This window comes from Methylobacterium sp. W2 (assembly GCF_020662345.1).
In the GTDB taxonomy this organism is placed as follows: domain Bacteria; phylum Pseudomonadota; class Alphaproteobacteria; order Rhizobiales; family Beijerinckiaceae; genus Methylobacterium.
In genome coordinates this window covers 33,492-46,915 of the sequence record NZ_VMOA01000003.1, presented here as the reverse complement: position 1 = coordinate 46,915, position 13,424 = coordinate 33,492, and the positions used below count along the sequence as shown (strand labels likewise).

Here is a 13,424-nt window from a genome sequence, read left to right as displayed (position 1 = left end):
GAAACACCGGCGGCCGACTCGCGGACACTATCCCTGGGACAATCGCCTTTCTCAGCACACGGTCGAGGCACTCCGCATGTCGACAACGATCCTCATCGTCGACGACGATCCCGTCCAGCGCCGGCTCGCCGAAGCGATGGTGCGTCGTCTCGGCTTCGAAGTGAAGGTCGCCGAGAGCGGCGAGGACGGATTGTCCGTGCTGCGTTCGGGCGAACCCATCGACGTCGTGCTCCTCGATCTGGTGATGCCCGGCGGCCTCGACGGTCTCGCCGTCATGGCGCAGATGCGCCAGTCGGGTCTCGACACCCCCGTCATCGTCCAGACGTCCAACGGCTCCATCGATGCCGTGGTCAACGCCATGCGGGCCGGCGCCACCGATTTCGTGGTGAAGCCCGCCGGTGCCGAACGGCTCCAGGTGTCCATCAAGAACGCCCTCAAGGTCGACCAGCTCGAGGAGGAAGTCCGGCGCATGCGGCGGCGGGCCTCCGGCTCGCTGACCTTCAAGGACCTGTCCTCGCGCAGCCCCGACATGGAGCGCGTGATCCGGCTGGCCGAGCGTTCGGCCAAGTCCAACATCCCGGTATTGATCGAAGGCGAGTCCGGTGTCGGCAAGGAGGTGCTGGCGCGCGCGATCCAAGGGTCGGGCGACCGGCGCGGCAAGGCCTTCGTCACGGTCAATTGCGGGGCGATTCCCGACAACCTCGTCGAATCGACCCTGTTCGGGCACGAGAAGGGCGCCTTCACCGGCGCCACCGAGCGCCATGTGGGCAAGTTCGTCGAGGCGTCGGGCGGTACGCTGTTCCTCGACGAGATCGGCGAACTGCCCCTCGACGCCCAGGTGAAGCTCCTGCGCGCCCTGCAGGAGGGGGAAGTCGATCCGGTGGGCGCCAAGCGCAGTGTCCGAATTGACATCCGGCTCATCTCGGCCACGAACCGGTCGCTCCTCGACCTCGTGAAGCAGGGCCGCTTCCGCGAAGACCTGTATTACCGCCTCAACGTCTTCCCGATGACCCTGCCCCCCCTGCGGGCGCGCCGAGAGGATATCCCGGATCTGGTGCGTTCGTTCTGTGCGCGCTTTGCGGCCGAGGAAGGCAAGCGCGTCCGCGCGATCACGCCGGAGGCGATGTCCCTGCTCAGCCGCTACGGCTGGCCCGGCAATGTCCGCCAGCTCGAAAACGCCCTGTTCCGCGCGGTGGTGCTCGCCGATAGCGACGAGCTCACGGTGGCCGAGTTCCCGCAGATCGCCGCCCAGGTCGAAGGGTTCGACGTGCGCATTCCGGCCGCCCCGGTCCAGCCCATGGTCCATGCCGGGACCCCGGAGCCGGTACGCGAGATCGTCCGCGTGGAGGTCCGCGACCCCCACGCTATGACCCTCGTCACCGAGGAATCCGGCGAGATGAAACCGATGGACGAGCTCGAGGCGGAGATCATCCGCTTCGCCCTTCAATACTACCGGGGTCGCATGTCCGAAGTGTCGAGGCGCCTCGGCATCGGCCGCTCGACCCTCTACCGCAAGCTGAAGGACCTCGGTCTCGACGGCGACGAAAAAGGCGACGAAGCCGCGGCCTGAGACACGCGACCGTCCCTTTGGCTTCGCGCTGATTGGGGTGTGCGCCACGGCACTGCGTTTCCAGCTTCCGGCGCATGCCGGGCCCTCACTGTTGCCCCTACGCCGTTGCAAGCGGTGGTGTGAGCAGCGATTGTTTTGAGCTCAAACACGGCCGTGATGGCCGGTTCCGGGAGTTTCATCATGGGCGCTTCGCGCTCCGCCTCCGTCGCACTGGCTGCCCTGATGGCGGGGTGTGTCGGCTATGCGGTAAATGCCGAGCCCCGGCTCGATCCGGCTCCGTCCGTGGTGCAGAGCACTGCCGCACCGTCGGTCTCGCCCGAGCAGGGTCAAGGCGACACGGTGGCGACCGGGGCGATCTCTGCGTCGGTATCACCCTCCCCGGACCCGGTGAAGCCCGCTGCAGCGGGAGAGGCCGTCCAAGCCCCTGCGAGCCCACCCGAGACAGGCAAGGCGGAGACTACGAACGCCGAGGCCGGCTCCGAACCCGCCGGAGCTGTGGCCGCCGCTCCGATGCCGACCGATCCGATGGGGGCGGCACTCGCCGCCCGCCTTGCCGATCCGGCGCCTCTCCTCGCGCGCCTGAGCACCCGGGACCGGGAGGCGATGCAAGCCTTCTACGGGCTCGGCGCCTTCAAGCCGGTCTGGGTGGTCGATGGCGCCTTCACGGCTGCCGCCAAGGCCGCCGCGTCCCGTCTGTCCCTCGCGGCCGAGGACGGCCTCAACGTCCAGGCCTATCCGGTGCCCGTCATCGGCACGCAGGGACTGACTGAGGCCCAGACCGCCGAGATCGAGCTGAAACTCTCGGCGGCCATCGTGCTCTACGCCAAGGATGCACGCGGGGGGCGCATCAACCTGTCCGCCATATCCCGCCTGATCACGCCCACCCTCGACATTCCCGGCGCGGATGCCGTCCTGACGCGCGTCGCCAGCGCCGGGCCGCAAGCCGGTACCGTGCTGCAGGGCTACAACCCGGCGCAGGCCGGCTACCTCGCTCTGAAGGCGCGGCTCGCCAGCCTGCGCAATCTCCACGGCGCGCCCATGGCGGTATCGCCCGTCACGATTCCCGCCGGGCCGGTGCTCCAGGTCGGCATGCACGACCCCCGCGTCCCCGCGCTACGCCGTCATTTCGGCTTGCCGACCCGGACCGCCGGCACCCTCGACGCCGCCTCCGGTGAGCCGGATGCGTTCGATGCGAACGTGTCCGCGGCCGTGGCGAAGTTCCAGCGCGGCCGCGGCCTGCCGGCCACCGGCACGCTCACGCCGCAGACCGTCGCCGCCCTGGGTCGGACCGAGGCCTCCTCGCGCGTCGGCGACGAGGAGGCGACCGTCCTCGTCAACATGGAGCGCTGGCGCTGGCTGCCGAGCGATCTCGGTCGTGACTACGTCCTGGTCAACATCCCCGAATTCCGCCTGCGCGTGGTCCGTAACGGCATTCAGCGCGACGAGACCCGCGTCATCGTCGGCAAGGCCGAGACGCCGACGCCGGTCTTTTCGGGGATGATGGAATACGCCGTCGTCAACCCGTCCTGGAACGTGCCGCCCTCGATCCTCAAGAACGAGTTCCTGCCCGCCCTGGCCCGCGACCCGAACTACGCGGCCCGTCGCGGCTACGAGGTCGTCTATCGCAACGGCAACATCTCGGTGCGCCAGCCGCCGGGGGAGCGGAATGCGCTCGGATTCATCAAGTTCCTGTTCCCCAACAACCATGCCGTCTATCTGCACGACACGCCCAACCGCTCCCTGTTCTCCGCGTCCCAGCGGGCGATGAGCCATGGTTGCGTGCGCGTGGACGACCCGTTCCGGTTCGCCGATTCGGTCCTGCCCGAAGCATGGTCGAGCGAGCGGCTGAAGAAGCTCATCGGCAAGGGAGAGCGCACGATCCGCCTGCCCGAAAAGCTGCCGGTGCATCTGGCCTATTTCACCCTCGATGCGGACGAGCGCGGGTCCCTGCGCTCGCATCCGGATCTCTACGGTCACGATGCGCGGATGAAGATCGCCCTCGGCCTCGTACCAGGCAGCCTGCTCGTCGCCAAGGCGCCGGTGAAAGCGCCGGCCAAGGTCGCGGCACGGCCGGCGACAACGGCGCCGAGCGTGGCCGGGCCTTCGTCTCAGATTCGCCGCGCCGCGTCGCACCCCGCCGCTCCCGGCGCCAATCCCGTGCGGGCGGTCAGGGCACCGGCCGCCAGATCCGCCGAGGCGGCCCCCGTCGATCCCTGGGGGCCGGCACCGGCCCCAGCCCCGGTCTCCCGCGGCTGGTGGTAGCGCGCAGCCGTTGACGTGGCGCAAATGTCACGCGGCGGGGAATGTGCGACACCGCTCTTGCCGATGCCCAATCATGCCGGCGCGCCGGCACGATTTCGCCACGGTTGAAACCTAGCCGTTGTGTCGACCGGCGAATGGCTGAGGATCCGAGAACCTTTCGTTTACGGTTTTCGGTAACCTTGTGTTCACCATGATCCGCGCGACAACGCGTGGTCTGGCAGAGGTGAGGACGATCGTGGGCATTCCGCTGCGTGAAGAGGCCCAGCCGGCCGACCGATCCATCCAGCCGGTCTCCCGCCTTCGGGGCTATCTCCGCGACGCCTTCTCCCATCCCCGCCTGCGCCGTTCGATCGTCGTGGCGTCGGGCATCGCCCTGGCGCTCGGCGCGGGCACGCGAGGGACGCAGGACGCGATCGCCAATGGCGATACCCGCACTCTCTCGATCTACCATACCCATACGAAGGAGAGCGCCACGATCACGTTCAAGCGTGACGGGCGCTACGACCGGGCGGCGCTGGAGCAGCTCAACTGGATGCTGCGCGACTGGCGCATGGACGAGCCCACCAAGATGGACCCCCGCCTGTTCGATACGGTGTGGGAGGCCTACCGGTCGGTGGGCTCGCAGGAGCCGATCACCGTGGTCTCGGCCTATCGTTCGCCCGGCACCAACGCCATGCTGCGCCGCCGGTCGCGCGCGGTGGCCGAGTACAGCCAGCACATGCTCGGCAAGGCGATGGATTTCTACCTGCCGGATGTCTCCATCGATCAGCTGCGCGCGGTCGGCATGCGGATGCAGCGCGGCGGCGTCGGCTGGTATCCCCATGCCGGGTCGCCCTTCGTCCATCTCGATGTCGGCTCCGTCCGCTCCTGGCCGCGCATGAGCCACGACCAGCTGGCCCGCCTGTTTCCCGACGGCAAGACCGTGCATCTGCCCGCCGACAACCGCCCCTTGCCTGGCTACGAGCTCGCCCGCGCGGAGGTGCTCGCCCGTGGCGGCACCGTGCTCGGCGTGACCCAGGTCGCGATGATGGACGAGGATGACGGCCCGAGCATCAAGGGCTTCTTCGCCAGTCTCTTCGGCGGCGGCGCGAAGGCGCCCGCGGCTCAGCCGGAAGCTCCGGCCCGCGCCCGGGCAAAGCCCACCGTTCTCGTGGCCAGCGCCGATCCGGACGACCAGTCCGGCACCCGCGAGGCCCTGGCCTATGCGGCGCCGGCCGCGTCCGATGCCCTCAAGGGCGCTCTCCTGCGCCGTGACGGACGCGATGCCCAGAGCCTCCTGACCCAGGACGTATCCAAGACCCCGGACATTGCCAAGCCGGCGATCGCCGCCGAGGCGGAATCGAGTTCGATCGACGTGCCGCTGCCGCCGCGCCGGCCATCGGAATTCGCCGCCGTCGCCGCCGCCCTCACCATGCCGCTGCCGCCGCCGCGTCCCGCCATTCAGGTGGCGAGCCTCGGTCCCACCGGAATGGCCGCGACGCCGCCCGTCACCGCGACGCCCACCCGCTTCGCCCGGCCCGTCGCCGCGGATGCCGATGCACGCACGCAGCTGCGCGCCCTGTTCGAGGTCGCCGCCGCGGAGACCGCGCCGGCAAGCCGCGCCTCACCCGTTCACGTCGCCCCGGCCCGCGCCCGCGCCGATGCCGCGCCGGCCGGCTTCGTCGCCCAGGCGGAGAGCGGCGTGCGCAGCCGGTTCTCGGGACGCAGCCCCGGCGACGACCTCACCGCCGCGCGCTTCACCGGCTCGTCCACCCGCGCGGTGGCTGCCGGGCGCTGACCCTCACTCATGTGATGGTCTTCGACATGCGTCGAGGCCGACGCCACGGCGGCGGCAATGGGTTGGGTATCGTCGGACACGAGCTTTTGCCACGGGCTTGACGCGTTGCCCGCCACGCGACACGAAGGCTGCGGCAATGGATTCTGCCGGGCGCAAAGCCGAACCGCCATAAGGGCTGATGATTCCTACCCTTTTGCCACGCAGCAAGACGGTGGAACGATGCCTGTCTCTCTCAAGAACCGGATCGCCCACCTGAAGCGCGCCACGATGGTCCGCGTGGCCTCAGCGATCGCGTTCGCCCGCTGGGCGGTGATCCTCGTGCCGATGGCGGCCGTGGTGGGCTCTCTCTGCGCGGCCTTTCTCTGGTGCCTCGACGTCGCCACGAACGCCCGCTTCGCGCATCCCTGGCTGCTGTTCCTGCTGCCGGCGGGCGGCTTTGCCATCGGCCTGCTCTACCACCGTGTCGGGCGCGGCGTGGAGGGCGGCAACAACCTCGTCGTCGATCAGATCCACGAGCCCGGCGGCGGCGTTCCCCTGCGCATGGCGCCCCTGATCTTCCTCGGCACCGTGGTGACCCATCTCTTCGGCGGCTCCGCCGGCCGTGAAGGCACGGCGGTGCAGCTCGGCGCCAGCCTCGCCAGCGCCATCGGGCGCCTGGCCAGGCTCGATCCGGCAGGTACGCGCATCGTGCTGATGGCGGGTGTGGCGGCGGGGTTCGGGGCGGTGTTCGGCACGCCCATCGCCGGGGCCGTCTTCGCCCTCGAAGTCCTGGCCATCGGTCGGGTGGAATATGCCGCTCTGATCCCCTGCCTGCTCGCGGCCGTCATCGGCGATTGGGCCTGCCAAGCCTGGGGCATCCACCATTCGCTGTTCCGCATTGCCTATCTGGCGGATGCGACCGGTCCCATCGCCCTCGATCCGATCCTGCTGGCGAAAGTCGCCGTCGCCGGCATCGCCTTCGGGCTCGTGGCCCTCGTCTTCGCCGAGGCCAACCACATCCTCGGCGGGTGGTTGAAGCGCCTGGTTCCCTACCCTCCCCTGCGCCCTTTCCTCGGCGGCTTGGCGGTGATCGGCCTCGTCTATGCGCTGGGCACCCGTGACTATCTCGGCCTCGGCGTCACCGCGCCGGACGCGGCAGGCTTGAGCATCGCGAGCTTCTTTGGCCCGGAGGTCCATCCCTGGTCCTGGACCTGGAAGATCCTCTTCACCGTCGTCACCCTGGCCTCGGGCTTCAAGGGCGGCGAGGTGACACCGCTGTTCTTCATCGGCGCCGCCCTCGGCAATGCCCTTGGCGGTCTGATGGGCGCGCCCCTCGACCTGATGGCGGCTCTCGGTTTCGTGGCGGTTTTCGCGGGAGCGGCCAACACGCCGCTCGCCTGCACGCTGATGGGAATCGAGCTGTTCGGGGCGACGCATGGTGTCGCCATGGCGGTCGCTTGCTTTGCCGCCTATGCCTGTTCGGGCCATCACGGCATCTACCTGTCGCAGCGCATCGCCGTCTCGAAGGGCGGCGCCGTCGAGCCGGGTTCCACCCTGCGTGAGGCGCGGACCCGGCGTTGAAGCGGCGGAAGGCGGCCTCGCACCTCCCGCCCGATTGCTATTTCTTGTCGTGGCTATGGCCGTGTGCGTGGCCGTCCTTGTCGGAATGCAGCGGCTTCCCGTCACGCCCAACCTCCTTCGATTCCTGCACGCGCGGGGCGTCGCGATGGGCAGGGCCGCCCGATACGGTCCCGGTGTTCGGGGCCGAGACGGAGGGGTTGCTGGCGTTGCCGTGCCCGTCGATGGCCAGGGCCGGCGCTGCGTCGTACCGGCGAGCGAGGGCGTCTCGAGGGGCTGAGGCATCGTCGCTATCGCCCTGCCCTATGCTCGAGCGCATGGGCCGGCAGGTCGCGATGTCGGCCTACACCATGCCGAGGGCCTGCATGTAGAGCTCCAGGATCGCCTCTTCCTCCTGGCGCTCGGCATGGTCCTTCTTGCGCAGGGAAATGATCTTGCGCAGGGCCTTCACGTCGAAGCCGGTGCCCTTGGCCTCGGCATAGACGTCCTTGATGTCGCCGGCGAGGCCGGCCTTCTCCTCCTCCAGGCGCTCGATGCGCTCGATGAAGCTCTTGAGCTGGTCGGCGGCAACCGAGGAGGCATCGACGGCGGGTGCGGCGGAAGCGGCCATGAGCGTCTCAATTCCTGATCTGACGCGCATCGGGTCGGATGCGCCGGAGGAGGCTGGTTAAGCGATCACGCTTACCGGAAGCTTAGTGCGGCTCGGCTTGCGCTTTCGAGAACGCCGCCTGTTGCTCTGGCGTGGCCTCGGCCTGGTTCAGCCGCTTCCACTCCTCATAGGGCATTCCGTAGACGCGTTCGCGGCTCTCGTCCTTGGTGAGGCCGAGGCCGCGCTCGTCGGCGGCGTCCTTCATCCAGTTCGACAGGCAGTTGCGGCAGAAGCCGGCCATGTTCATGAGGTCGATGTTCTGCACGTCGCCGCGGTTCTGCAGATGCGCCACCAGGCGGCGGAAGACCGCTGCTTCGAGTTCGGTCCGGGTGGCGGGGTCGATCTCGGACATAGGGGGGGATCCTCTTCATGGGGCTGGCGGTGAGGCACCGCCGCGTCCGCTGCAGACTACACCATCGCTCATCTGCGGTCCCGTTTTCGTCCGGTGGCGATCGTGGCCCTCGGGCCGGCAGAACGGCGCCATCACCCGCGTCAAACGCCTGCCGTCGATGGCCACGGCGGTCCCGGTCGACGCTGCGTGCATTCCGTGCAGGGCGAGGCGTCTCATAGGTGCTGGCCAGTCGCCTCGTGCATGGGGGTGCCAAACCGCACGACATTGCGACGGTGGTCGTCCTACATCAGGCCTACACAAGAACTCACGGCCCACCGCCCTATGACGGAGACCGCGAAACCTAATAGGACTCAGTCATGAACACCCGTCTTGCTTCCGCCGTCGCTGCCGTCGTTTTGAGTGCGGCTGCCGTTGCTTCTCCCGCTCTTGCCCAGAGCTACACGGCGCCTGCCGGTATCTCGGCCCATGCGGCTCCCGGCTATGCGGGTCGGCAGACCGTCGTGGACGACGATCTGACCACGGGCTCGATCGTCGCCCGGCGCGACAGCGACTCCGCTCGGGAAGGCAATGCCGAGCAGAACAGCTTCCCGGTCTGGCAGTACGGCCGCACCTCGGGCGGCCCCCGCTAGACCCGGCACCACGGCGATGACGAAGGCGGCGGGGCGTGAGCTCCGCCGCTTTCGTTTGTGGTCCCTGTCGCTTCCCGACGAAGGTCAGCCGCGTATCGGTATCAACGGCCGAAGCAGCTTGGCGAAGCGTGCAGCCCATTCGATCTGGCCCGGCTCCAGGGCGATGAGGTCCTGCCGGATCTCCACGAGGGCGTTGGGCAGGCCGCGCGCGATGGCGTGGCGGTCGATCGTATCGCCCGGCAGGCCGCCGCCATAGGGTTCGTTGTCGCCCACCGTCAGCCCGGCGGGATCGGCGCGCAAGCCGGCGATGAGCGGCGCGCTCATCCGGTCGTCGCCGTCCCACAGGATGCCCACGTGCCAGGGCCGCAGGTAGCCGCGCCACGACGCGGTGAAGCTGTGCATGGTGACGATGATGGGCGGTGCGCCCGCCTCCGTGGCCTGCGCGACGGCCGCATTCACCGCCTCGTCGAACGGCACGTAGAATCGGCGGATGCGCTCGTCCTTGCCGGCCTCGTCGATGCGGGCGTTGCCCGGCACCACGGCGCCATCCGACAGGCGCATGACCAGGGTCGGGTCCTCGCGCCCCCGGTTGGGATCGATGACGAGGCGCGAGAACCGCGTGAGGATGGCCGGCGCGCCGAGATGCGCCGCCAGACGTCGCGTCACTTCGGCCGCGCCGATATCGTAGGCGATGTGCCGCGCGAATTCCCGCTCGGGCACCCCGAGCTGTGCCAGATCCTCCGGGACGTGATTCGAGGCGTGCTCGCAGATGAGGAGGAGTCCGGAGGCGGGATCGCCTGGGATCGTCTCGACGGGATGCGGCGGAAACATGAGGCGGGCACGGTCCTTCGGGGCCGATGGGGAGACAATCCCCCTGGGCAGGCAGGAAACACGCCGCCGGTCGCGTCATCGCACGCTTGCCGAGGCGGCAGGGCTCGGGCACAGCACGTATAGGCGATCGCGCCGCCACGGCAATAATCCGGCGGACAAGCAATCCGGCCCGCGCGATCGGACCTTGATGAGACACGGACACGCCATGACCGCGCCTTCACACGCCTCGCCCGATTCTTCTCCTTCGTCCCACGATGCCGCTCGCGGCCTTCTTCTCGGTTTCCTCGACGAGGCGATCGCCGCCGCGCATCCGTCCCGCTGTCTGGTGCCACACCTGCCCGCCCCCGGAACCGGACGGCTGATTATCCTCGGTGCCGGCAAGGCCGGCGGCAGCATGGCCGCCGTGGCGAGCCGGTTCTACCGGGAGCAGCACGGTGTCGATGAGAGCCGCATCGTCGGCCTGGCGGTGGCCCGCCACGGCTACGGCGAGGATGCCCCGATGATCCGCATGGTCGAGGCCGGGCACCCGGTGCCAGACCAGGCCGGCATCGACGCCACCATCGACGCCCTGAAGATCGCGGCCGATGCCGGTCCGGAGGACGACGTGCTGGTGCTTCTGTCGGGCGGCGGCTCGGCCAACTGGATCGCGCCCGCCGGCGACCTCACCCTCACCGAGAAACAGGCGGTCACCAAGGCGCTGCTGCGCTCGGGCGCGCCGATCAACGAGATCAATGCGGTGCGCAAGCACCTCTCCCGGATCAAGGGCGGACGTCTCGCCATGATGGCCCGCAACGCCCGCTCGATCCTGACGCTGGCCATCTCTGACGTGCCGCACGACGATCCGGCGGTGATCGCGTCCGGCCCCACTGTGCCCGATCCCTCGACGCTCGCCGACGCGCGCGAGATCTGCGAGCGCCGCAACATTCCCCTGCCGGAGGCCGCCAAGGCGCTCCTCAACGATCCGGCCAACGAGACCCCGAAGGCGGGCGACCCCTCCTTCGCCCGCGCCGAGTACCGCATCATCGCCCGTCCGATCGACGCCCTGAACGCGGCGTCCGAAGCGGCCAAGCGCGCCGGCTACGAGGTCGTGATGCTCGGCCCCGACGTGGAGGGCGAGGCCCGCGAGGTGGCCGCGGAACACGCCGCTCTCGCCAAGGAGATGAAGGCGGCCGGCCGCAAGGTGGCGATCATCTCGGGCGGCGAGCTCACCGTCACCATCGTCGGCGAGGGCCATGGCGGTCCGAACCAGGAATACGCCCTCGCTCTCGCCATCGGTCTCGACGGCGAATCCGGCATCCTCGGCATCGCCGCCGATACCGACGGCACCGATGGCGGACGCGGCGAGGCCACCGATCCGGCCGGCGGTCTCGTCGATCCGACGACGCTGGCGCGTGCCCGTGCCGCCGGCCTCGATCCCGCTGCGATGCTCGCGGACAATGATTCGACGAAGTTCTTCGCCACGATCGGCGATCTCGTCCAGCCGGGTCCCACGCGCACCAATGTCAACGATTGCCGCATCATCCTCGTCGGTTAACGGCGTGATCCGTCACCGTACGGCCCCCTCCCCGCTGCGCGCGGGGAGGGGGAAGGTTCTCTGGCTCGCCTCCCCGCTGGTCGCCCTCTTTCTCACCGCCTCGCCCGCCCACGCCGATCTGCGGATGTGCAACCAGACCGCAAGCAAGGTCGGCATCTCGCTGGGATATCGCGATACGCAGGGCTGGGTGACGGAAGGGTGGTGGGACGTGGCGCCCAAAGGCTGCGAAACCCTGTTGCGCGGCGCCCTGGCGGCGCGGTTCTATTATGTCTACGCGGTCGACTATACCCGCGGCGGCGAGTGGAACGGCCGCTCGCTGATGTGCACCCGCGACACCGAATTCACGATTCGCGGCGTCGAGGATTGTCTCGCGCGAGGCTACGACCGCAACGGCTTCTACGAGGTCGATACCGGCGAGCAGAAGAGCTGGACGATCCAGCTCACCGACCCGAGCCAGCCTGCGGGGCCTTGAGAGTCTTCTTGAGGAACGTCGTGAAGGCCGGCATATCGACTGTCCATGCATCGAAGCCAGGATGTTGGGGTTCGAGCCACGCAGAATATCGATGGCCCTTGACGATCGAAAGTCGAGCGTAATTGAAACGCAGTTGGTACGTCCCATCCATGATTGGAAGGATTTCGATCACTTGAAGGCCGGGTTTCGCGACAATGATGTGAGATAGTCCAGCGCCGTGAGGGGACATGATGACCGAGGCATGCCGGGCGATAGCGAATTGGTGCCAGAGAGGGATCTTGGAGAACTCCATCACTGTGAATCCGAGCTTTCTTGCTACGGCTTCCACATCGGCTTCATTCTTCATCACACGCCGGGCGGCGTCTCGTCGTGTCACGTAGACACGATCTGGTAGTTCAGCGTTGTTGCTTGCGGCCAAGGTGCTCGCGCGTTCACCAAGTTCTTCGTAGATGCTATCTAGATGGCGCCATCCTGACATGCCACGGAAACCGACCCGCGCGACCAACAGGCGTTCGACGAAGACCGATCTGTCTAGCTTTTGAACTGCATTTCCAATATCGAGCATCTCAAGAGTATCTTGCTCGAAGCCGGACCGCGCAGCGTTAAGAAGGATCTTGCACCCCTCATTTTCGATCAAACCACTGCTTTTGAGCCATGCTAGTCTCGGAAGATAATCAATGAGCCAATGATATATTCCGCGGCTTCCACGATTGAGACCAAGCGCGAGCGGTATGTTCTCCGTCTGGGTCCTGTCGGTGACATCGAGGGGGAACCCCTTCGAGACGACGATCGCTTTATTCTCGGTCCAAATTTGCCCGGATGGATGGGTAAAAACGTTCTTGTACTCGGAAACTGTGGGTTTCAGGGGGCGTGCAATGAGTCGAATGAATACTGCAACTTCGCGTTTCAAGCCCTTGAGGTGATGCGCATCAGTGTTGGATGAAGCAACGAGCTTGACGCTGCCGAAAACTTCCTGAACGGGCTGAGGAGCGAAAGTCAGTTCGGATACCGTTGGTTTTATCGACGACCCGCCTCCACTCACCTTCGCAACCAGATCAAGAAGCTCGCGTTTGAGCGTGGCGTCACGCAGGTGCTTAAAAACGAGGCCAGTCGACTTGAGGAAACGTGTCGTATCGTGAAGGGATGGCGTGTCCATGAGCAGGCGGGCCGCCAGATGTGCGCGCTTGTTAACAGCAAGTTGCCTCGCAGTCGCAAACTTTACCGCTTGCGGAAGCGCTGAGTTGGGAAGATCTTTTAACATGCAGCCGATAATATCGTCGTCGGCAAGGATGAAAGCAGCCTGCAAGCGTTGAAGAAGCAGCTGCGGTTGTTGTGTGATCAGTTCGGAATTGTCAGTAATCGCTATTACTTGTTCCCAGCGATTGGCTGCCGCCTCTTCGCGGCAGATCCTTACTGCATCTCGTGCGCGGCTAATAAGTGTGGAAGGGGCGCCAAATAGCACTGATCACTAATCCTGTTCTTAACCGAAGGTTTAGCCGAGGAAATTCAGGATTTTCCTGCATCTGATGTGCGGCTAGCAATACGCTTCTGTTTCCGTTCCGCCTTCCGAGTCTCAATGTGAGAGTCCTTGCGCACCTTTATGCGGGCCTGGCGCTTCATTTGGGCTTTTTCCGAACGAGGAGGGGTATGCTGCTCGTTCATCGAACTCACTCCTGTCAAATCTCGACCCAAACCCGATCGGGCGACCGGCCTCGCACATGCGAGGTACAGCATGCCGGACAATTCTGTAACCCCGAACACCTTCGCGCAGCAGGTGATTTTGCGTTGGCA

General features: G+C 67.1%; 12 protein-coding genes and 1 riboswitch. Of the genes, 7 read left to right on the top strand and 5 right to left on the bottom strand.

Annotation, left to right across the window (positions count from 1 at the left end; all coding sequences use genetic code 11):
• The first annotated feature begins 76 nt into the window (after positions 1-76).
• From FPV16_RS02335 to FPV16_RS02320, 4 genes are all read left to right on the top strand, one after another.
• Positions 77-1,570, top strand: coding sequence for a sigma-54-dependent transcriptional regulator (locus FPV16_RS02335; RefSeq protein WP_227435843.1), 1,494 nt, complete (start codon positions 77-79; stop codon positions 1,568-1,570).
• A 180-nt stretch (positions 1,571-1,750) separates the two neighbouring features.
• A complete protein-coding gene (locus FPV16_RS02330; RefSeq protein WP_227435841.1) occupies positions 1,751-3,832 on the top strand; it encodes a L,D-transpeptidase family protein in 2,082 nt (693 codons plus the stop codon).
• Positions 3,833-4,055: 223 nt separating this feature from the next.
• Entirely contained in the window at positions 4,056-5,609 is a 1,554-nt protein-coding gene (locus FPV16_RS02325; RefSeq protein WP_227436007.1) for a DUF882 domain-containing protein, read from the top strand.
• A 123-nt stretch (positions 5,610-5,732) separates the two neighbouring features.
• A riboswitch (Fluoride riboswitch) is annotated at positions 5,733-5,804 on the top strand.
• Between the two features lie 72 nt (positions 5,805-5,876).
• Entirely contained in the window at positions 5,877-7,169 is a 1,293-nt protein-coding gene (locus FPV16_RS02320; protein WP_227436005.1) for a voltage-gated chloride channel family protein, read from the top strand.
• Positions 7,170-7,206: 37 nt separating this feature from the next.
• On the opposite strand, the gene FPV16_RS02315 is transcribed toward FPV16_RS02320, so the two are convergent.
• From FPV16_RS02315 to FPV16_RS02305, 3 genes are all read right to left on the bottom strand, one after another.
• Positions 7,207-7,485, bottom strand: a complete 279-nt coding sequence (locus FPV16_RS02315) for a hypothetical protein (protein WP_227435839.1) — start codon at positions 7,483-7,485, stop codon at positions 7,207-7,209.
• A 24-nt stretch (positions 7,486-7,509) separates the two neighbouring features.
• On the bottom strand, positions 7,510-7,776 hold the full coding sequence (locus FPV16_RS02310; RefSeq protein WP_018044356.1) for a DUF2312 domain-containing protein: 267 nt from the start codon (positions 7,774-7,776) through the stop codon (positions 7,510-7,512).
• 82 nt (positions 7,777-7,858) lie between these two features.
• Positions 7,859-8,167 (bottom strand): DUF1244 domain-containing protein, encoded by a 309-nt coding sequence (locus FPV16_RS02305; RefSeq protein ID WP_227435837.1) that lies wholly within the window; start codon positions 8,165-8,167, stop codon positions 7,859-7,861.
• Between the two features lie 356 nt (positions 8,168-8,523).
• Here FPV16_RS02305 and FPV16_RS02300 point away from each other — a divergent pair, with 356 nt between their 5' ends.
• Positions 8,524-8,796 carry a hypothetical protein gene (locus FPV16_RS02300; protein ID WP_227435836.1) on the top strand — a complete coding sequence of 91 codons (273 nt, stop codon included), beginning with the start codon at positions 8,524-8,526 and terminating at the stop codon, positions 8,794-8,796.
• 84 nt (positions 8,797-8,880) lie between these two features.
• On the opposite strand, the gene FPV16_RS02295 is transcribed toward FPV16_RS02300, so the two are convergent.
• Positions 8,881-9,627, bottom strand: a complete 747-nt coding sequence (locus FPV16_RS02295; RefSeq protein WP_227435833.1) for an N-formylglutamate amidohydrolase — start codon at positions 9,625-9,627, stop codon at positions 8,881-8,883.
• Positions 9,628-9,832: 205 nt separating this feature from the next.
• Between FPV16_RS02295 and FPV16_RS02290 the strand changes: the two genes are divergently transcribed.
• A complete protein-coding gene (locus tag FPV16_RS02290) occupies positions 9,833-11,161 on the top strand; it encodes a glycerate kinase (RefSeq protein ID WP_227435831.1) in 1,329 nt (442 codons plus the stop codon).
• A gap of 124 nt (positions 11,162-11,285) precedes the next feature.
• The gene (locus tag FPV16_RS02285) at positions 11,286-11,633 is read left to right on the top strand and encodes a DUF1036 domain-containing protein (RefSeq protein ID WP_264483666.1); all 348 of its coding nucleotides are present in this window, start codon (positions 11,286-11,288) and stop codon (positions 11,631-11,633) included.
• Here the strand turns inward: FPV16_RS02285 and FPV16_RS02280 are convergent.
• A complete protein-coding gene (locus FPV16_RS02280) occupies positions 11,602-13,095 on the bottom strand; it encodes a glycosyltransferase family 61 protein (protein ID WP_227435828.1) in 1,494 nt (497 codons plus the stop codon). The genes FPV16_RS02285 and FPV16_RS02280 overlap by 32 nt on opposite strands.
• Positions 13,096-13,424: the final 329 nt, after the last annotated feature.